Raw genomic sequence first — 20,252 nt, 5'->3', positions numbered from 1 at the left:
CTAATGGATGTATACTGTGTGGAAACCAACGCGACACTTCGGACACTTCAAGCTCTCTGCCCGACTGCTCGGGATGTCAAAGCTGATCCGCAGGTTGTTCGATGCAACATCCATGACACGTCCACCCTTCGGGCAACGTACATGCTCACCCTTCATATAGGTGATGATTCCGTGGTCTTCTTTCATAGCCTGTTCCTCCTATCTTTCTCTATCTAATCTTCTTTGAAACCCTTTGCAACTGCTAATCTTACTTTACTACATCTGCTCTAAGATTCAATCCTACTGAACCGGGATTCTTCCAATTGTTTTTTCCCATATCAGGTATTAAATTGTCTGTTTTTTTATTTCTTAAATTCTGCACACATACAAAGATAAAGGAGGATATTATTTATGAATGGTGACTTACGTGAAAAATTAGGAAAGCGTATTAAAGAGGTGCGAAAATCAAAAGATCTAACGCAAAAGACGCTTGCAGAGAAATGTGATACTACTACGGAATATATCTACTTTATTGAATCTGGGAACAAAACACCCTCAACAGAGATGTATATCAAGCTTTCTTTAGCTTTGGATATTCCGCTCGATGAACTTTTTCTTATTTAAGTTTTTAGCTGATTATTTTTTGATCAACTTATAAAAAACAGAGGTATGTAAGATACATCACCTCTGTTTTTTATTTCTTAATTTTTGCCCATATATATTTGAAAAAAATTTAAGGAGGATCCTAAAATGGAAAGAAAACAGAAAGCTCCAACCGAAATCGCTGAATTTATTCGATTAAAAAGAAAAGAAAAGGGATATGCAACTGCCTCTGCCTTCATCAAAGCAACAGGAATCAACAAAAACCTTTATAGTAAAATCGAATGGGATGACAAACTTCCACGGTTCATCGATGCTTATCTAATCATCGCCAAGACACTTGATGTATCGTTGGAAGATATCTTTTTTAAGCATGAATAAATAGCTATCACTAATGCTACAATCGCATGCCATCAAGGATACATACAAAAAGGTAGAAAAGTTTTCTTTCTACCTTTTTGCTTGACTGAATCTTGACTAATTCTTGACTGAATCTTGACTAATTCTTGACTGAATCTTGACTAATTCTTGACTAAATTTTTTTCTATTTAGTCCTTAGTCAAGAGATACCATTCAGAATTTATGGCAACTCCCTTTACATCAATTATCCCTTCCTTTTTCATCTTTTGAAGCAAATTTGATAATTTTTTTGATTTCTGTTCTTCCGTAAGTACATCAGGTAACGCCTCCTTAAGAACGGCAAAGAGATCTGCCTTTTTCGCAGATCCTAATCTCAAAGTTGAAATAATAAGTTGCTTGCAAACTTCTTCATCCAGACCTTTCTGACGCACATATTTTGCTTTGTTGCCCACAGCTTTAGCAATTTTATATGAAACATATATATTCGGATATCTGCCCTCAACTAAATTTCTTGACTTAAGTTGACTAAAATCACTTTTCGAAATAGTCTTCTTCTTTTGTACCTGATCAAGCAAAAATACAGTTTTTAGATTCAAATTTCCATTTGCATGAAGCAGCTGCGTATAATTATAATCTAATACTTTACCATATACCGTTACTATTACTCTATTCGGCGTATCCAAATCAAATGTTGGTAGCGGAAAACATTTATCCTTCTGTATCTCGTAAATCATTGGTATTCCCATTGAATTTGTATCTATCATGTACATGTTAACCATAGCATTACACAAAAATGCATTCCTGTAATAAGGTGGTTTATACCCGGGTTCCAATGCTTGTTCAACTGTTTCCGGAATAAAGGCGCCTTCATTAATAAATACCAGCCTGTCCTCGTATTCCTCCACATTTATCTTTCCTCGTAATCGATAATCAGAATGTGCTATACAGTTATTAATAATCTCCTTGACTAAATTAGGATTATATTGATCTACTTCTTCTGGGAACAAAGTTGTTTGTCCCGCTAAATATCTATATTTTTCATTTCGAATTTTTCCATATACTTTATCAACAGCTAATAATAATGGCATATCAAAGTGTTCATATGCCTTAACCGATTTATCTGCATTATACAACGTCCATGTAATTCTTGGTATGAATCCATCAAAATAGAAACTAGACTCCTTCTTTCCTAACAATAATAATGCAGTCCTTGTAATTTGTCCCTTAAATGTTAATCCCGCTTTATTTAGAACCTCTATGTCTGACAATTTCTCAATAATACCAGATGCACTGTCTCTATTTTCTTCTCTTCTAACGAACATCTTTCTTGCGTATGCAACCGCTTCTGGATCTAAATCATCCATTGTTGCATCCGGAACTATTTCCTTTGACCAGTCTCTTCCTACCTGACTACGTATCAGATCAATTTTATTCATAGGAAGCGGTACTAACGATTCATTCTCCCTCGCATAAGATGCCCCCTGCCATGTCGTTACAATTCCCGGTATTGCTGGTGGTATTTGGAAGGCAACAATTCTATGTTCTTCCATTTCTATACAATATATGTCATAAAAAGTAAGTCTTTCGTTTGTTCCATTTGTTATTTCCTTCTTCAATGACTGCAGATTTCCATCTTTTCTATAATTAGTTCCTTTGATCTGCTTATCATTTGTAACTCCAAAAATTAACCAAGCTTCATTAAATCCCCTAATGTTTGCCTCATTTCCTAATGCAGAAAAATATTTTCCAATCTCATTAAAAGAGTAATTGCTTGTAGCTTCTTTGAATTCAACTACTTCACTCTCAAAATTCTCAATCATTTTATATATCTTCTTTTTTAATTCTGAATCTGTATAAATCAAACCTACCCCTTCTTCCTATTACAATATACTATTAGTATTTTTATATTACTATTCCCGTTATTAAAAAGCAACCTTTCAACCTCGTATTTTCATCCTATTATACTATAGGAATGGCGCACTTATACACCACATCAGAGATATGGCAGTGCGCTCTACCGAGGGTTGCTACCGCAGGTGTCTTCCGACGGACTCTACCGAGGGTTGCCTTCAGCAGGACTCTGCCGAGGGCGTCTCCGATGGCTGGCTGCCGGAATGCACAGGTGGATACAAGATCCGGCTCTATCTATTTAGAGCCGGCTTTGTACCCCTTCCCGCAGCTACGGACGCTGAGAGCAATTCAACCTCTGTTTCATTGCATCCATAAACTCATCATCCGTCATCTCAGGTGCGCCGTCAATAAAGCTTTCTGCCATCGCACCTCTTTGGATCAGCCGACGTGTCCGTTTCTTCCGCTCCTCAATACGTTCGCGCTTCTTGCGGAGTTGTTCGCGATGCTGCTCCTGCAGTTTCTGCATCCTCTTTAATTCATCTGCTTCATTCATGTTCTTCACCTGCCTTCTTTTTTGGCACAAATACAACCTCTACTTCTTTGATACGAATTACCCCTGCATAATACAGAGTTAATAACTTTCTCATCTGTGTCTTCATAATTTCCTGCTGCATACTTATTTCCTCCTATCTGTTCCGGGCATTTGCCGCCTGCTTTGTTACTTTTGAAGCAACGGCTTCCTTCGTCTTTCCTGTCAGCTGTGATACAGATTTTGTCTTAGCGTTATAATGATATACATTATTAGACAGGAAATCACGCTCATCCACGCAGGTTCTATTCACAATCTCTACCATCGTCTGAATATCTGACACAGATAATGGTACATTCTCTGGAATCGTCAAAAGCTCATGGATACTTGATGGAATAATATAGAAGCTTCCACCGATTGCTTCCGCATGCTGCTCCATCCAAGAGGTGTCAAGAATTGCAACTGCTCCATTTGTTCTATAAATATTCGACACAACATGTGCGCAGCTGTTTTCTTCCATACTCAATCCTTCGATGCACTCCTTCAATACATCATCCAGACGTTCCACTGTGTAACCCATCTCATGTGTATTACGGATTGCCGTTTCCAGCACTTCTTCCTGTGTCATATAAAACCGATTACAGATATCCTTATTTACAAGGAAGCTTGTATTATTTGTTATTCGATATCTGGGAATGACGGACATCTCCTTATATTCCCTATGCGGTACCCGCTTCAGCAGCTCCCGGTTTTTATCTGTGTTCACAACGGCAGCATATAAATTGTCTGGGGTTATATCTTCCTTTTCGCCCCAAAGCTCCAGTGTATGCTTAATCACCTCATTTGCATCAATCGACGCCTTATATGCAAGCTCAGCAACTGTATGACCGTCCTGATTCTCCTTATACAGCTCTTCCAGATGAAATACCGGTGCAACCGGATATCCCTCTACTGAAACAGTCAATCCCTTTACCTGCTGATTTACCTTATTCAGAACCGTCTCTTCCAATGTCACCTTATAAGGATACATATATTCCTTTACCTTTTCCTTGAAACGATCCACAAAAACTTCATAATTCATATACTAATTTCCTCCTAAACATTCGTTATAATCCTTTGTCTCTTGTTCAAGCTTCTTTAATTTGGCATCTTTATAATACGGAACTTTCTTTACCCTGAAATAGCCATATGGTGTTACTACTATGGCATCCCCCGCCAGCTGCAGCCGCATAAGATCATCTGCCCGAACAATGTCCGTTTCTTCCATCGTATAATGTTCTCTTTTAGTAATTCCGCCACTCCATGTTGATTTCTTCTCCTTATACTTTCCGCACCAAGCCACAATCATTTCCTGCGTCTTTTTCGATGCAGCAGATAATACTTCCACATACGAACAATTGCTGATTATATCTACCACTTCATTTTCAGAATACGCGGAGGTGAGAGCCTCCACAGACTGGGAGATCAAAACAAGTGTTACCTTCCTTGACCTCAATGTATGAACTGCATCCATAAGCTTATCCAGCTTTCCGGTGGAGAGAATACGCGGCAGCTCGTCGATAATAAATACGATCCGGTCACTGTCCTCCGGGCGAGTTTCCAGCTGTGAAAGGAACTGATTGATAATCAACTGCAATACATCATAGTATGCCGACAGTTTATCCTCACGGATGGCAAGATAAATACTCTTTCCATCTTCCAGATCCTTCGGACTGAGATGGAGATAATTGTCTCGAAAGGCGTACCGAATATCTTCATCCATACAGAAGATATTGAGATGCAGATTCATCTCCATAAATATACCGGAAATCGTGACATCCGCCATATTGTTAAACTGAACAAGAATTTTATACTCCATACTCTCATGCGGGCTGTGTTCCAAAACCTCTTTCATTGTTTCCTGAATCGGTCGCGCCTTGATCTGATCCACTATATCAATCAGATTATCAAAATTGAGATTATAGAAGTAAATCAACAATCCAAGCAGAAGATTCCGTGCTGACTGCTTCCAGAACGGATCCTTCACCGAAGCCGGAAGCGGAATCAAAGAATTGGTTACAAGCTGCATCGTCTCATAGATCTCCTGATTCGTTGAGGACTTCGAAATGCGGTAAAAAGGATCGTATCCAAAAGAATGTCTGTCTGCCGGATCAAATACTTTTATATTTCGATCCCCTCTTTTCGTCGCCTTGCTATGTAATTCTCCCTTGATATCTACTGCAAACACAGATGTATGTTTATTTGCTAATAATGTAGGAATCACAACACAGGAAGATTTACCTGATCCGGAACCACCTATTACAAATACATGCCCGTCCTGATCTATTGGTTTTCTGACATACTGCATTCCAACACGTCCAAAAATAATACCCTCCGGCTGTTTCTGCAGTAACTCTTCTGCCACAGGTGGATGCATTGCTTTTGTTCTATACTTTGATTGCATCTCCGTTCCAGACATATTTGAAAAGACAGAACAAAAATGTCTTTTATGACCGAAAACAAATGCAATCAGATTCGGAATAAAAACAATCAACCAAGCTCCCGCTGCTAAAATAGTAGCTACATAAAACGTCTGTCTGGAAAGCGGAAGCTCCAAAAAATAACACACAATATATCCACAGAATAAGAAAAGAGCCTCTGCAAAAAGCAGAAGCTCAATTCTGAAAAAGTGAATCCAATCTTTAATTTTCATTTTCTACTCCTCATTCGCATGTTCTTCTATAAGTTCGTGCCAATTCATCACTTCTTCGAAAAAATCAACAAGAATATCCTGCGAGATTTTCTTCTTCCACTGGATATAATAATCAATCTTGGCACTGACAAAAGAATAAATGACATTCTCACCGAATCTCATCGAATCAAAAAAGCCAAACGGATCATCGTCTTGATTTTCCCTCATTGGACGTTTTCCCTCTGACAGAGGAATGTAGTAATTCCTCAGATAATAATCAAACTTCAAAAAGGTTCGCTTCAGATACCAGACATCATTATATGCCATATGATAACTAAAGAAAAACGCACCCATTTTCCCCCTACGCACTTGCACATGTGGCGGCACATTGTCATGGTCGATATTTGCTACATTTCCACACCATTCATCGACTTCGCTTTTGGGGCCAAAAATCACCTCCTCATACCCCGGTTCCACTACACGCAAGTTCAATACAAATTCTTCCATCTGTAAAAGCCTCCTTTCAGGCATAAAAAAAGACAGCACATCGCTGTACTGTCTTTTGATCTATTACTACACATACATAATACCACATTGGTTTCGCCTATGCAATACCCAATGTGGGACAATATGGGACAATTCGGGACATCTAAAATTGTTGAAGATATTCGCCTTATTCATTACTTGAAATTTTTACTGGTGTACGATTTACTACACCATTTTTACACCATTTTGGTGTAAAATCATGATATTTTGCGATAATTTATGATAATTTCGCTTCTTTCAAAAAAATCATCCTGAATCCGCATAAACACTAGGTTTTTCAACATTATTCGGTTATCACCTATCTTCACAGATCTGAAAAATGTAGAATTTTAAATAATAACTCTCATCCGCCGCCCACAAAATCGGATGATCCGGTGCCTGCTGCCGGAATTCCACCTGGCGAAGACGCTTGTGCACGCTGTTTGCTGCCTGACCGATTACCTTCGTGAACAATTCCTGTGTCATGAAATGTGAGCAGGAGCAGGTTGCAAAATACCCGCCGTTTTTCACAAGCTGCAAGCCTTTCCGGTTGATCTCACGGTAGCCTTTGATTGCATTCTTAGTTGCTTCGCGTGACTTGGTAAACGCCGGTGGGTCTAAGATTACGACATCAAACTGCTCACCTGCTTCAGCAAGCTTTGGAAGCTCGTCCAATACATTTGCCTCTTTAAAATGTACAGTCTTCTCCAAATGATTGAGCTTCGCATTTTCTCTCGCCTGCTCCACAGCAAACTCTGAAATATCAAGTCCTAACACATCACTCGCTCCGGCATAACCGCAATTTAATGCAAAGGTTCCCATATGTGTAAAGCAGTCAAGCACACGCAACGGTGTCTCCTGCTCTCCTCTGGTCAGACCTTTGATCAGTTTCTGCATCGCAAGCCGGTTGTATTTCTGGTCAAGGAAGAATCCTGTCTTCTGTCCATTTGCCACATCGACCTTATAATGCACACCATTCTCCACAATCTCAACAACCGGATCAAACTCCGCGCCAATACATCCTTTATATGGAGCAAGTCCTTCCTTCTTACGCACCTTCGCGTCACTGCGCTCGTATACGCCACGGATCTTGACACCATCCTGCGCCATAATCTCTTTTAGCAAATCCACAATCTGTTCCTTATATAAATCAATACCAAGTGCGAGGGATTCCACCACAAGCACATCCGAGAACCGATCAATTACGAGTCCCGGCAGGAAATCCGCTTCGCCGAAAATTACACGACAGCAAGTAAGATCATCGCCCTGCATCACAGCTTTTCTGTATTCCCATGCATTCCTCACCCGCATACGGAGAAATGCTTCGTTGATATCCTGCTCTGCGTCTCGGGTCAGCATCCGAACGGTAATTTTTGATTTCCGGTTTATGAATCCTCGTCCCATCGGATATCCATCAAAATCACGTACGATCACGATATCGCCATCTTCCACACTTCCCATCACACTCTCTATCTCATTGTCGAAGATCCAGAGTCCACCTGCCTTGATGGTACGACCTTCTCCCTTTCGTAAATTCACGACTGCTTTTGGTTCCACTTGTATTTCCTCCTGATTTTATTCCAAGAATTGTCTATTATCGTTTTCATATATTCATTTGTACTTTGATTATGCTTTGATTTTTTGTTTGTTTCTTTTTCTTTCCTATGGTATCACAGAATGATTTGCTTCTCAATCCGGGATTTTCGTTTTCCGGCAAATTATGTTTATTGTTTTTTCTTTTGATTTATTAAAAACATTACTTCCATTGGATTGCTCCTATAGTTTTTCAATTATTGAGGACTACGTCATGCCATTGCACACAAAAATTCTTTTAGGAGTAATTGTTTATTTGGAAAGTTGTTTGCTCCTAAATTTCAAAACTTATTTAACCTTCCCTCTCTTAAATTAGGAGCAATCTTCTTTCTTAACCATTATCTGCTCCTAAATTTGTCTCTATTTTTCATCGTCATCTTCAAAATTTAATAATTGTCAGGAGCAATCTTGGCAATTTTTACCTACTTACTCCTATTTTTCTTTGACTTCAATTACCGCCTTAACAGCTCTTAGGAGTAAAACCTTTCTAATATAGCATTTTACCCCTATTTACCTGCGTATCCAATTACAAAAATATTTTAATCATCATTTTAATTGGAGTCATTCATCTTTCCTCCTCTGCGTTCTCCTGTTAATAATGAGAAAATTTCCCAACATCTCAAAAATTTGCATAAATAGTTTGTTTTAACTAACTTTTTGCGTTATAATAACCACGGCAATTAACCAAATACATAAAACATCTATCAAATCTAGCGAAAATACGCTTGACAAACCTATATTACACGTTTATTTTATATATGAACATATATTCATGTGTTTGTATGTAAGTGATTTAAAAGGAGGAAAATCATGTTCTTACAAATCAACAATCTTGAAAAGTTCTATGGTGAAAAAGACAACCGTGTACAAGTCTTAAAAGGACTTTCTACCGGTATCGGGAAAGGCGAGATCTGCGTCCTGCTCGGCCCATCCGGTTCCGGTAAGTCTACCCTGTTGAACATCATCGGCGGCATTGAAAGCTATGATAAGGGAGAGATCATCATCAATGGTGCTGCCATGTCCGCCATGAATGAAAAACAGATGACTCTCTACCGACGTGAACACTTAGGTTACGTCTTCCAGTTCTATAACCTGATTCCAAACCTGACCGTCAAGGAGAATATCGAGGTCGGCGCTTACCTCGGAAGCGACCCACTTGATGTCGATGACCTGCTTCATACACTTGGACTTTGGGAGCATAAGGATAAGATTCCAAGCCAGCTTTCCGGCGGTCAGCAACAGCGTACATCCATCGGTCGTGCTATCGTCAAGAATCCGGATCTTTTGCTCTGCGATGAGCCAACCGGCGCCCTTGATTACAATACCTCTAAAGATATTCTGAAATTGATTGAAGACGTCAACCGGAAATACGGAAATACCATCATCATCGTTACACACAACGATGCCATCAAACTCATGGCAGACCGTGTGATCAAGCTCCGCGATGGTATGATCCGGAAAGAATATACAAACGAAGCAAAGACACCGGCGATGGAATTAGATTGGTAGGTGAATGCATATGGCTGATAAAACAACAAATAATCCGAAAATAGAAGCAGAAACTATACCATCCAAACAACACAATGCCTCAATGAACGTATCCAAAAAGAAAAATACAATCAAAAATCCACTGCGCAAGCGTATTCTTCGGGATATCAGGAAAGAAAAAGGAAAATACATATCCATCTTTTTGTTTCTAACATTTATGATTGCAATCGTCAGTGGTATGCTGGTTACTTCCCTGAGCATGATGCACACCTACGACGATGGTATCGAGACATATAAATTAGAGGATGGACATTTCTCTACAAACAGTGAAATCTCTGTCGCTGACCTGCAGAAAATCGCTGACCAGGCAGATTCAGGCACAGCAAAAGCAACCATCTACAAACAGTACTTCTATAATTTTGATTATACCTTTGAAGGCAACAGCAATTATTCCATCCGTCTTTACGAAAACCGTGAGGCGTTGAATACATATTCGGTCTTTGAAGGGCACGCCCCGGAGAAGGACGGAGAACTTGCCATCGATCGTCTCTTTGCAGAAAACAACAATCTCAAAATCGGTGACACCCTCACCTTTGGCGGAAAGGATTTAACAATCTGCGGAACAGTTGCTGTCCCGGATTATAGCTGTCTGTTCGAGAAAAACTCTGATTCGATGTTCAGCGCAACGACATTTACCATGGGATTTGTCACTGCAGATTATTTCAAAGAATTCTCCGAAAGCAAGCTTACCTACAGCTTTGCTTATCGTTTTTTGGACAGAAGTCTTGATGATCGGGCTTCTTATGACGCAAGCACAGACCTAATGAATACATTGTCCGAACAGCTCGCTCCACAGGGAAATTATCTGACCGATTTTTTGATGCGGCAGAACAATAAAGCGATTTCATTTACAAGGGAAGATATGGATGGCGATACAAACAGCACGGTCATGATGCTCTATATCATGATAGCACTGCTTGCATTCATCTTCGCACTTATGACTTTCAGCACGATCGAATCAGAAGCCGGTGCAATCGGAACCCTGCGTGCATCCGGATATACAAAAGGCGAAATCATCCGGCATTACATGGCTGCGCCAACGTACGTATTCCTTGCGGCCGCAGTGATCGGAAATATCGGCGGCTATACTTGTTTCCGTAAATTCATGGAAGACTTGTATTACCATTCCTACTCTCTGCCTGTATTCAAGATTGTATGGAATGCAAACGCCTTTCTGCTTACGACTATGATTCCGATTGCAATCCTGTTAGTGATCAACTACCTTGCGCTTCGATCAATGCTTGGATTGTCACCGCTTAACTTCCTGCGGCATGATCTATCAAAACGTAAGAAAAAACATGTGACAAAGCTTCCGGACTTCAAGTTTTTGACAAGATTCCGGATTCGTACAATCCTGCAGAACCGCTCCAACTATATCACGATGGCGATTGGTATCCTGATGGCAAATATCCTGTTTATCTTCTCCGCCAGCATGCTTCCAATCTTAAATGACCAGACAGACAATGTGCTTGACCACCTGATTGCAAACTATCAATATACACTCAAAGCACCGGTAGAGCTTGACGATTCATCTGCTGAAAAATACTGTCTGACTGCGCTTGCGGATAATGACGGAAAGGAAGTGCTTGTATATGGAATCGCAGACAATTCAAAGTACCTGACACAGGTTTCTATGCCTGCAGAAAAAGGGGATATAATCATCTCAAAATCGTTCATGAAACTGAACGATTACAAAGTGGGCGATACAATTAAAATAACGGAAAAATACGGCGATAAAGAATATTCTTTCCGGATTGCCGGCAGCTTCAATTACCCGGCAGCCTTCTCCGTATTTATGAGCATTGATAATTACAATGACACATTCGGGAAAGATGCGGATTATTTCACAGGATATTTCTCTGACAAAGCGCTGGATGATTTAGATGACAATTTCATCTACAGTACGATGGGGCCTTCGGACTATTCAAAGTTAAGCGACCAGATGAATGATTCGATGGGACGTATGATGCCGCTGATGAAATATCTTTCCCTTATTATCTTTGTCATCGTTATCTACCTGCTCTCTAAGATTGTGTTGGAGAAAAATGCGGAATCGATTTCCCTGACGAAGATTCTCGGTTACAACAACAGAGAAATCGGGAAAATCTACATTATTTCAACCGCGATAGCTGTCCTTGTCAGTGTAGCAATCAGTCTGCCGCTTTCTACGATCATCTTGAAGACAATGATTGTCTATCTCTTCCGGACTTTTGATATCTGGCTGGAAAATGTTCATATCGGAGCATCTATCTATGTTCAGGTTGTGATCTGGGATATTGTATGTTACGGATTATTAAGTTTCCTGCAGTATAAGAAGATTCAGAAGATTCCTATGGAAGAGGCACTGAAGAACCGGGAGTAATTACCTACCCTACGTCATCATAGATTGTCTAACTATACAATCTATACTTGCCATTTGGAGCAAACAAACTTATCCTGGCTGTTTGCTCCTATTTTATTTGCCATTTCTATTCAAGTCTCCTGCTTTTTTGGAGCAAACCTGTTATTTCGTTCTGCTTTGCTCCTATTTTATTTGCCATTTCTATTCAAGTCTCCTGCTTTTTTGGAGTAAACCTGTTGTTTCTTTCCTCTTTGCTCCTAATCTCTCATCATCATAAAAAAGAAACATCCAACCGGTTCTTGCCAGCTGGATGTTTCATTCTCTTGTTGCCTATCGACTACATATATTCATGTACATTACGTCAACTTATATAATCACAAACATCGTAATGCTTATTCATTTATTTACTTCACTTCATACCGGTCGTGTCCCTGCAGTCTCGCCATTGCTCTCGCAAGCGAAGCACGGGATACATGATACTCCATGATGCTCTGCTTCTGCTGCATCTGCTCGATGGCACGTTCCTTCGCAGCCTGTGCACGGAACTCGTCGATTTCCTCCGGTTTTTCTGCCGAATAGACAAGTACGACAACCTCGTTATTCTTTACCTTCAGAAGTCCGTCGGAACAGATTGCCACATGTTCTTCTCCATCCGGTGTTCGAAAATGCAGCTCACCGACTTCAATATTCGTCGTCATCTTCTCGTGATGTGCCAGAATTGCCATCTGTCCATCATAGCCGGGGAATTTCAATATCTCACATGGTCCATCATAAAACACCCGGTCACAGGCTATGATTTTGAGTGAAAATGTATTCATATGCCGTCCCCTTTCTATCCTTTACAGGGTTTCTGCTTTCTTCTTTACATCCTCAATCGTACCGACATTGAAGAAGGCTGCCTCCGGATACGCATCCATCTCACCATCTAAGATTGCCTTGAAGCCACGGATTGTCTCCTTGACCGGTACAAATACACCTTTGACGTTCGTAAAGTTCTCAGCTACATGGAATGGCTGTGACAGGAAACGCTGTACCTTTCTTGCACGGTAGACAGTCTGCTTATCCTCATCGGAAAGCTCCTCCATACCAAGAATTGCTATGATATCCTGCAGTTCCTTATACTTCTGTAAAGTCTCCTGCACCTCACGTGCGACACGGTAATGTTCTTCTCCAACGACATCTGCCTCCAGAATACGGGAGGTTGATTCCAATGGATCAACAGCCGGATAGATACCCTGCTCCACGATCTTACGTGACAATACAGTCGTTGCATCCAAGTGAGAGAATGTTGTAGCAGGTGCCGGGTCTGTCAGGTCATCGGCTGGTACGTATACTGCCTGTACCGATGTTACAGAACCATCCTTTGTGGAAGCGATACGCTCCTGCAGTTCACCCAGATCATTTGCCAGAGTTGGCTGGTATCCAACGGCAGAAGGCATACGTCCAAGCAATGCGGACACCTCAGAACCTGCCTGTACAAAACGGAAGATGTTATCAATAAATAACAACACATCCTGCTTCTTTACATCACGGAAATATTCCGCCATCGTAAGTCCTGTCTCTGCCACACGCATACGGGCACCCGGTGACTCATTCATCTGCCCAAATACCAGCGCTGTCTTATCAAGAACACCTGATTCCTTCATCTCATTCCACAGGTCGTTACCTTCACGGGAACGCTCTCCAACTCCGGTGAAGATGGAATAACCACCACTCTCCGTTGCGATATTGTGAATCAGCTCCTGAATCAGGACGGTCTTACCAACACCGGCACCACCGAACAGACCGATCTTACCACCTTTTGCATATGGGGCAAGCAGATCAATAACCTTGATACCGGTTTCCAGCATCTCAACAACCGGGCTCTGGTCTTCGAATGTTGGCGGCTCACGGTGGATACACCAGTGCTCGCCATTCTCCAGACTTTCCTTTCCATCCAATGTCTCACCAAGTACATTGAACAGTCGTCCCAATGTCTGCTCTCCGACCGGAACCTGAATACCGGATCCGGTTGCTGTCACTTCCATATCTCTGCACAAGCCTTCGCTCGCAGCAAGCATAATACAGCGTACAACATTGTCACCGATATGCTGGGATACTTCCATGACGCATTTCTTTCCATTGTTCATCACATACAGGGCATCCTTAATCCGTGGAAGGTTACCGTCTGCAAACTCGACATCGACAACCGGTCCGGATACCTGTACGATCTTACCTTTATTTTCCATCATGCGATCGTTCACCTCGCTTGTTTCTTCTTTTTCTTCTTGAGTGCCTTGGCTCCACCGATCACCTCGGTGATTTCCTGTGTGATTGCTGCCTGGCGCACACGGTTAAACTCGATTGAAAGTTCATGCAGCATTGCCTGTGCATTGTCCGTTGCCGCCTGCATCGCCATCATTCTGGCATTTTCCTCACTTGCCGAGCCCTCAACAAGAACACCATACATAAAACCTGTTACATAGTTATACACCAATTTCTCCAAAACCTTCTTCGGAGATGGATAAATCAAAAACCAGTCATCGGATTGCTCCGCGGCCTCACGGTCACTGTTTCCTAATCCCTTCTGGGAATCTTCGAGCAATTCCTTCTTGATAAACTCATGCGTCTTGAGTGGCAGGATCTCCTGCACTTCAACCTCTTCCTTCATGCTGTTTACCATCTTCGTATAGACAACATATACCTCGTCAAATTCTTCCGCTTTATATAACTCCACGATGCGCTCTGTAATCATACGTGCACGATGGATAGAAGGGTTGTTCGCCGAATAGCAGAATCCCTCTTCGAGCGTATATCCCTGTGAAGAGAAGAAATGCCGTCCCAGCTCACCGACTACAAACAAGCGGTAGGAATCCGCCTCATCGACCATCTTCTGTGCCTCTTTTAACACATTGTGGTTGTATGCACCTGCCATGCCTTTGTCGCCTGTTATGACGATAAACGCCCGTCGCTTGGTTGTCTCCTGCAGATCCTTGCCACGGTTATCAAAAAACAGATGCTGCATGTCCGGGAAATGTAACAGAATATCTGCAATCTGCTCCTGCAATCCATAGAAGTAAGGTTCTGTACTCTCCAGCTTCTGTCTTGCTTTCCGAAGCTTCATGGAAGACATCATATACATTGCCTTCGTGATCTTCATCGTGTCCTGGATACTTTTGATACGTGTGGAAATTTCTCTTGCATTCGCCATTTAATTCCCTCCGTTTTCGTCTTCCAGACTCCTCTGCTTATATTCATTTGCTGCCTGTATAATTGCATCCTTCACATCGTCTGCCAGATCCTTCGAAGAATCCAGACGACCGATAATATCTGCATGATTCTTTGCAAAATCATCCAGCAGTCCAAGACGGAATGCCTTAATCTTCTCAACCGGAAGATCACTGAATACATGTGCATTGGCAGCAACCAATGTGATAACCTGCTCTGCCATCGTAAACGGACGGCCAAGTGGCTGCTTCAAAAGCTCCATCAGTGCACGTCCATGTGCCAGCTGTTTCTTCGTGTTCTCGTCCAGATCGGAAGAAAACTGTGTGAACACTTCCATCTCACGATACTGTGCCAGATCGATACGGATACTTCCGGCTGCTTTCTTCATCGCCTTTGTCTGCGCCGCACCACCGACACGGGATACGGAAAGTCCGACATTGACGGCCGGGCGCTGACCTGCAAAGAACAACTCGCTTTCCAGATAAATCTGTCCATCTGTGATAGAAATAACATTTGTCGGGATGTATGCAGACACATCGCCTGCCTGTGTCTCAATGATTGGAAGTGCGGTAATACTTCCGCCGCCAGCCTCGGCTGTCACACGGGAAGAACGCTCCAGCAATCTTGAGTGCAGATAGAATACATCACCCGGATATGCCTCACGTCCCGGTGAACGCTCCAGCAAAAGTGAGATTGCACGGTAGGCAACCGCATGCTTGGACAGATCATCATAGACGATCAGAACATCCTTGCCCTGATACATAAAATACTCTGCAAGTGCTGTACCTGCATATGGTGCGATATACTGCAACGGTGCCGGATCGGATGCCGTTGCTGCAACAACGATTGTATAATCCAGCGCATCATTTTTCTTCAATGTATTCACTAACTTCGCAATTGTCGATGCCTTCTGTCCGATTGCGACATAGACACAGACAACATCCTTACCCTTCTGGTTTAAGATCGTATCCATCGCGATTGAAGTCTTACCTGTCTGTCTGTCACCGATGATCAACTCACGTTGTCCACGACCGATCGGGAACATCGAATCAATTGACAGAATACCGGTCTCCATAGGAACCGATACGGATTTACGGTCTACAATACTTGGTGCAGGGTTCTCGATTGGGCGGTAACCATCCTGTGCGATGTCACCCTGTCCGTCAATCGGAGCACCAAGTGCATCTACGATTCTTCCAAGAAATGCATCTCCAACCGGGATACCAGCCATCTTACCGGTACGAACGACACGGCTGCCTTCCTTAATCTCCGTATCACGACCAAACAGGATAACACCGATTTCATCCCGTCTTACGTCCTGTACCATGCCTTTGACTCCACAGTCAAAGAGAACGATCTCACCATAAAATGCATGGTCGATACCATCGACATTCGCGATACCATCACCAACCCAGTTTACAACACCGATTTCCTTATCCTTTGCCGCCAGCTCGAAATCTGCGATATCGGCACGCAGGATAGAAATGATGCTCTCCTCGCTGACCGTTGCAAGCTTCTTGCCGGAAAGTGACTGGTTGATATGCTTCTGCAGCTGGTCGATACGTCCCTGCTCGCTCCAGTCGTACTCTTTGTTTCCAACACGGATGATGAATCCACTCTTGATGGATGCATCTTCCTTACCAACGATCTTGATGTCCGGATTGTTACATTCCTTTGCAAGAAACAAACGAATCCGTTCCATCTGCTCTGATGTCGGCGGTGTCACATACGTAAGCTCTGCCTGCGCTTCCACCTTCTCCGGTGTCTTCGTCAGCTCCATGTATGCCTGCTCGATCTCATCTAACAATCCGAAGTCGCCATTGTCACACAACACTTTTAAGAAGTTCCGGATCTCCTTCGGGAATACCCGGTCAATCACCAGATGCTTCTTCTCTAACGACACGGTTGGATCTTCAAACTCCACACCGATCTGTGGAACTGCTTCTAAAATATCCTTTACGCTCTGCAGATTTGACTTCGCGTTTTCAACGAGCTTCAAATCCGCTGCATAGTCCTTCGCTGCTCGAATCACGTTTCATCACCTGCTTTATCTAAAAATTTGTCGTACAGCGCGTTATCCACGTCTGCACCTTTTTTCTCTCCAACAATCTTGACCGTTGCATCGACAACCATATCGGCAATATCTTTTTCTGCTTTTTTAAGTATCTGTGCCTTCTGGTTCTCTGCATCTGTGATTGCATCTTCCTTTACCTGCTTTGCGGTCTTTTCAGCATCTGATACAATCCGCTTATATTCTGCATCTGCGGTCTGTCTTGCCTCCTGAAGCACCTGCTTCTTGGCTTCCTCCGCATTTGCAAGACTCGCCTCATACTGCTTTCTTGCTTCCTCTGCCGCCTGCTTGCTCTCGTCCGCTTCCTTGAACTGTCTGTCCGCTTCCGCCTGACGCGCAGCAATAATCTTCTGTACCGGCTTAAACAGGAAAATCCGCATCAACACGAACAAAAGCAGCAGATTGATTATGGTAAGTAATAAATTCCAATCTACTCGGAGCATGTTACCACCCTGCCTTTCCTGTGATTACTTCAACATTACTATGATCATAAGTGCGATAACGAAACCGTAAATAGCGGTTGCCTCTGCAAGTGCACAACCAAGAATCAATGTCTTGTTGATCTTACCTTCTGCCTCCGGCTGTCTTGCGATTGCCTCTGCTGCCTTACCGGTTGCAATACCGATACCAATACCTGCGCCAAGCGCTCCTAAAACTGCAATACCTGCACCAATTGCGATTATTGTACCCATACTAATTATCTCCTTTTCGTTTATTGTTCAATCTCTTCACTGATATACAGTGATGTCAAAAATACAAATACATATGCCTGCAACAATCCATCAAACAGATCAAAATACAAAGAAAAGACTGCCGGCAGAACAACCGGAACAACCATCTTGATCAGTTCCATAATTACAAATGCACCAAGCACGTTACCAAAAAGTCGCATGCACAGTGACAATGGACGTGTAAATACCTCTAAAATATTGATCGGAGTAACGATTGCAATCGGTTCTACGAACTTATGCAGCCACTTCTTCACACCCAGATGGTAAATACCTGCCGCCTCAACTAAGACGATGCTCATAACCGCAAGTGCGATCGTGACATTTAAATCTTTCGTTGGGGACTTGAATCCAAACAACCCAATAATGTTTGATACACCGATATACAGCAATACGGTTGTCAGATATGGGACATATGCTTTTCCTTCCGGTCCGATCATATCCTCCACCATACCGGTCAGCTTTGTAACAATCGTCTCTGCGATTGCCTGACGTTTGCTGATGTGATCAATCTTCATGTTTCTTGTCAGGATGATTGCCACAAGAACTAGCACTGCCATGATAATCCATGTTACGACCACAGATTCCGATACGTCGATACCACCGAAGATTGGAATCGTAAAGACGGTCTCACAGTTCAGTTCTTCCATCAGGTCTTTTGCAAGATCTTCCAAAAAAACCATCTCCTTTTCTCGTTTTATCCTTTCTACCCAAGGAAAAGTGTATACCTTTTTTTGTCGAAAGTAAAACGTATTTTTCTATAAAAAAACAACCCAAACAGATTGTTATTTTAGCATTTTTAACATAATTAAACCATCTGTTCTATCAAATCATAATGCCTGTCAATTGCCAAAAGCATAGCAGGCTCATTTTTCTGTACGAGATTTTGGTAAATGTCTTCATGGCATTGCAGTAGTTTCGCCCGCACCGGTTCATCAGCAAGCTCGATTACATAGTTGATCCAATCCCGGTATGCATCGGTCACCGCCTCCATCAAAACTGCCCACAGGTGATTTCCTGTTGCGTGAATCAGGGTGTCATGAAACTCCTTGTCCACATCGGTCAGATCTTTGCCATCGAACAATTTCATCTCTTCCAGTTTTGTCTCTAAGATTGACGCATATTCATAGGATAGTCCTTTCACAATCAGATTCGAGCAGACTGCCTTCTCCATCACCCGCCGGAATTCAAATATTTCCTCTTTCGTAATCGTTCCGAGTGCCAGCATCACCGTAAGCGACTGGCGGATAGACTCGCCCACATGCTTTGACACATAATTGCCAGAACCCTGTACCCGTTCGATCAGTCCCATGCCATGCAGGATACTGATTGCTTCCCGGATGGAATTTCTGCCGATGCCAAGCTCCTCGGCAATCCTTCGTTCCGGCGGAAGCTTGCTGCCTAGCTGCAGGGAACCTTCCTTGATCCGGTCTATGATATAGGCGATTGCTTTTTCATATTCCTGTGTTGTCTGTTTCTCCATTTTCTCATCACCTACTCTAACCCAGTCTGTCTGATATATTGCTCAATCATTGCGATCGTACCTGCCGTACCAAGCTTCGAGACATTCAGGCACAGGTCATAGTTTTCTGCCATGCCCCATGTCTCCCCGGTATAATATTTGTGGTATGCCGCCCGGCGTTCATCGGTTGTCTGTACAAGCTTCTTCGCCTGGCGCTCCGGGATTCCATGCTTCTTCGCGATCGACTCGATCCGCATCGCATCATCCCCGGTCAGGAAGATTGCAAGCTTATCCTTCCGGTCCTTAAATACATAATCACCACATCGACCTAAAATAATACAGTTTTTTCCCTCCAGGATTCCGGTCAATGCTTTCTTCGGTGTCTCATAAAACACACTTTCGCTCTCTGTCTGGGATATCGTGTACATCAGTGTATCCATCGGGGTTTCCCCATAGAAATCCGGATACCGGTCATACATTCCATACCCTTTTGCAAGCTCTGAGATGACCGACCGATCATAAAATGGAATATGATAGATCTGTTCCAACGCATGACCGATCTCGTCGCCGCAGCAGCCACATTTTCTACCTATCGTAATAATCATAACGAACACCTCCTAATTCCTAATTGCATATGTTGTGATACATATATTTTAATATTATTTCATTTCATATGCGATGTATTGAAACTAAGAAGTTCTAACTGTTCTGATATACACATCATTTTCTCACGCAACCACCGCCAATTCGCCATCCATGGCTCAGTGGCGGCTTGTTTGAACATCGT

General features: G+C 42.5%; 21 protein-coding genes. 4 read left to right on the top strand and 17 right to left on the bottom strand.

Annotation, left to right across the window (positions count from 1 at the left end; translation table 11 throughout):
* Positions 1–186, bottom strand: a complete 186-nt coding sequence (locus KP625_RS13430; protein WP_238298419.1) for a hypothetical protein — start codon at positions 184–186, stop codon at positions 1–3.
* Between the two features lie 204 nt (positions 187–390).
* Between KP625_RS13430 and KP625_RS13425 the strand changes: the two genes are divergently transcribed.
* Complete coding sequence (locus tag KP625_RS13425) at positions 391–603, top strand: helix-turn-helix domain-containing protein (RefSeq protein WP_238298417.1); 213 nt, start codon at positions 391–393, stop codon at positions 601–603.
* Between the two features lie 126 nt (positions 604–729).
* Complete coding sequence (locus KP625_RS13420) at positions 730–960, top strand: helix-turn-helix domain-containing protein (protein WP_238298416.1); 231 nt, start codon at positions 730–732, stop codon at positions 958–960.
* Positions 961–1,127: 167 nt separating this feature from the next.
* Here KP625_RS13420 and KP625_RS13415 read toward each other — a convergent pair whose 3' ends face one another.
* The 7 genes from KP625_RS13415 to KP625_RS13390 all read right to left on the bottom strand — a co-directional run bounded on the left by KP625_RS13415 (position 1,128) and on the right by KP625_RS13390 (position 8,072).
* Positions 1,128–2,801, bottom strand: a complete 1,674-nt coding sequence (locus KP625_RS13415; protein WP_238298414.1) for an RNA-binding domain-containing protein — start codon at positions 2,799–2,801, stop codon at positions 1,128–1,130.
* Between the two features lie 317 nt (positions 2,802–3,118).
* The gene (locus tag KP625_RS13410; protein WP_238298412.1) at positions 3,119–3,343 is read right to left on the bottom strand and encodes a DUF3847 domain-containing protein; all 225 of its coding nucleotides are present in this window, start codon (positions 3,341–3,343) and stop codon (positions 3,119–3,121) included.
* Positions 3,336–3,464, bottom strand: coding sequence for a hypothetical protein (locus KP625_RS13600; protein ID WP_255731606.1), 129 nt, complete (start codon positions 3,462–3,464; stop codon positions 3,336–3,338). The genes KP625_RS13410 and KP625_RS13600 overlap by 8 nt, the downstream gene beginning before the upstream one ends.
* Before the next feature lie 12 nt (positions 3,465–3,476).
* Positions 3,477–4,400 (bottom strand): DUF5688 family protein, encoded by a 924-nt coding sequence (locus tag KP625_RS13405; protein WP_238298410.1) that lies wholly within the window; start codon positions 4,398–4,400, stop codon positions 3,477–3,479.
* 3 nt (positions 4,401–4,403) lie between these two features.
* Entirely contained in the window at positions 4,404–6,011 is a 1,608-nt protein-coding gene (locus KP625_RS13400; protein WP_238298408.1) for a type IV secretory system conjugative DNA transfer family protein, read from the bottom strand.
* 3 nt (positions 6,012–6,014) lie between these two features.
* Positions 6,015–6,497, bottom strand: coding sequence for a hypothetical protein (locus KP625_RS13395; protein WP_238298406.1), 483 nt, complete (start codon positions 6,495–6,497; stop codon positions 6,015–6,017).
* A 333-nt stretch (positions 6,498–6,830) separates the two neighbouring features.
* Complete coding sequence (locus KP625_RS13390; RefSeq protein ID WP_238298405.1) at positions 6,831–8,072, bottom strand: class I SAM-dependent rRNA methyltransferase; 1,242 nt, start codon at positions 8,070–8,072, stop codon at positions 6,831–6,833.
* Between the two features lie 846 nt (positions 8,073–8,918).
* Here KP625_RS13390 and KP625_RS13385 point away from each other — a divergent pair.
* Together KP625_RS13385 and KP625_RS13380 are read left to right on the top strand one after the other, a co-directional pair.
* Positions 8,919–9,617, top strand: a complete 699-nt coding sequence (locus tag KP625_RS13385; protein ID WP_238298403.1) for an ABC transporter ATP-binding protein — start codon at positions 8,919–8,921, stop codon at positions 9,615–9,617.
* Between the two features lie 10 nt (positions 9,618–9,627).
* Complete coding sequence (locus KP625_RS13380) at positions 9,628–12,018, top strand: FtsX-like permease family protein (RefSeq protein ID WP_238298401.1); 2,391 nt, start codon at positions 9,628–9,630, stop codon at positions 12,016–12,018.
* A gap of 383 nt (positions 12,019–12,401) precedes the next feature.
* Here the strand turns inward: KP625_RS13380 and atpC are convergent, their stop codons facing one another.
* The 9 genes from atpC to KP625_RS13335 form a co-directional block, all read right to left on the bottom strand.
* Positions 12,402–12,815 carry an ATP synthase F1 subunit epsilon gene (gene atpC / locus KP625_RS13375; protein ID WP_021986279.1) on the bottom strand — a complete coding sequence of 138 codons (414 nt, stop codon included), beginning with the start codon at positions 12,813–12,815 and terminating at the stop codon, positions 12,402–12,404.
* 21 nt (positions 12,816–12,836) lie between these two features.
* A complete protein-coding gene (atpD, locus tag KP625_RS13370) occupies positions 12,837–14,228 on the bottom strand; it encodes a F0F1 ATP synthase subunit beta (protein WP_021986280.1) in 1,392 nt (463 codons plus the stop codon).
* Positions 14,229–14,236: 8 nt separating this feature from the next.
* Entirely contained in the window at positions 14,237–15,187 is a 951-nt protein-coding gene (atpG, locus tag KP625_RS13365; protein ID WP_238298398.1) for an ATP synthase F1 subunit gamma, read from the bottom strand.
* The gene (atpA, locus tag KP625_RS13360; protein ID WP_238298397.1) at positions 15,188–17,236 is read right to left on the bottom strand and encodes a F0F1 ATP synthase subunit alpha; all 2,049 of its coding nucleotides are present in this window, start codon (positions 17,234–17,236) and stop codon (positions 15,188–15,190) included.
* Positions 17,233–17,718 carry an ATP synthase F0 subunit B gene (locus KP625_RS13355; RefSeq protein ID WP_177969221.1) on the bottom strand — a complete coding sequence of 162 codons (486 nt, stop codon included), beginning with the start codon at positions 17,716–17,718 and terminating at the stop codon, positions 17,233–17,235. Before KP625_RS13355 ends, atpA begins: the two co-directional genes overlap by 4 nt.
* Before the next feature lie 24 nt (positions 17,719–17,742).
* A complete protein-coding gene (gene atpE, locus KP625_RS13350) occupies positions 17,743–17,967 on the bottom strand; it encodes an ATP synthase F0 subunit C (RefSeq protein WP_021986284.1) in 225 nt (74 codons plus the stop codon).
* A gap of 20 nt (positions 17,968–17,987) precedes the next feature.
* Positions 17,988–18,653: a F0F1 ATP synthase subunit A gene (locus KP625_RS13345; RefSeq protein WP_441316605.1), complete on the bottom strand. Its 666-nt coding sequence runs from the start codon at positions 18,651–18,653 to the stop codon at positions 17,988–17,990.
* 158 nt (positions 18,654–18,811) lie between these two features.
* The gene (locus KP625_RS13340) at positions 18,812–19,486 is read right to left on the bottom strand and encodes a FadR/GntR family transcriptional regulator (protein ID WP_177969222.1); all 675 of its coding nucleotides are present in this window, start codon (positions 19,484–19,486) and stop codon (positions 18,812–18,814) included.
* A gap of 11 nt (positions 19,487–19,497) precedes the next feature.
* On the bottom strand, positions 19,498–20,070 hold the full coding sequence (locus tag KP625_RS13335) for an AAA family ATPase (protein WP_177969223.1): 573 nt from the start codon (positions 20,068–20,070) through the stop codon (positions 19,498–19,500).
* Positions 20,071–20,252: the final 182 nt, after the last annotated feature.

It is taken from the genome of Eubacterium sp. MSJ-33 (genome assembly GCF_022174665.1).
In the GTDB taxonomy this organism is placed as follows: domain Bacteria; phylum Bacillota; class Clostridia; order Lachnospirales; family Lachnospiraceae; genus Coprococcus_C.
This window is presented reverse-complemented; position numbering and strand designations above follow the sequence as displayed.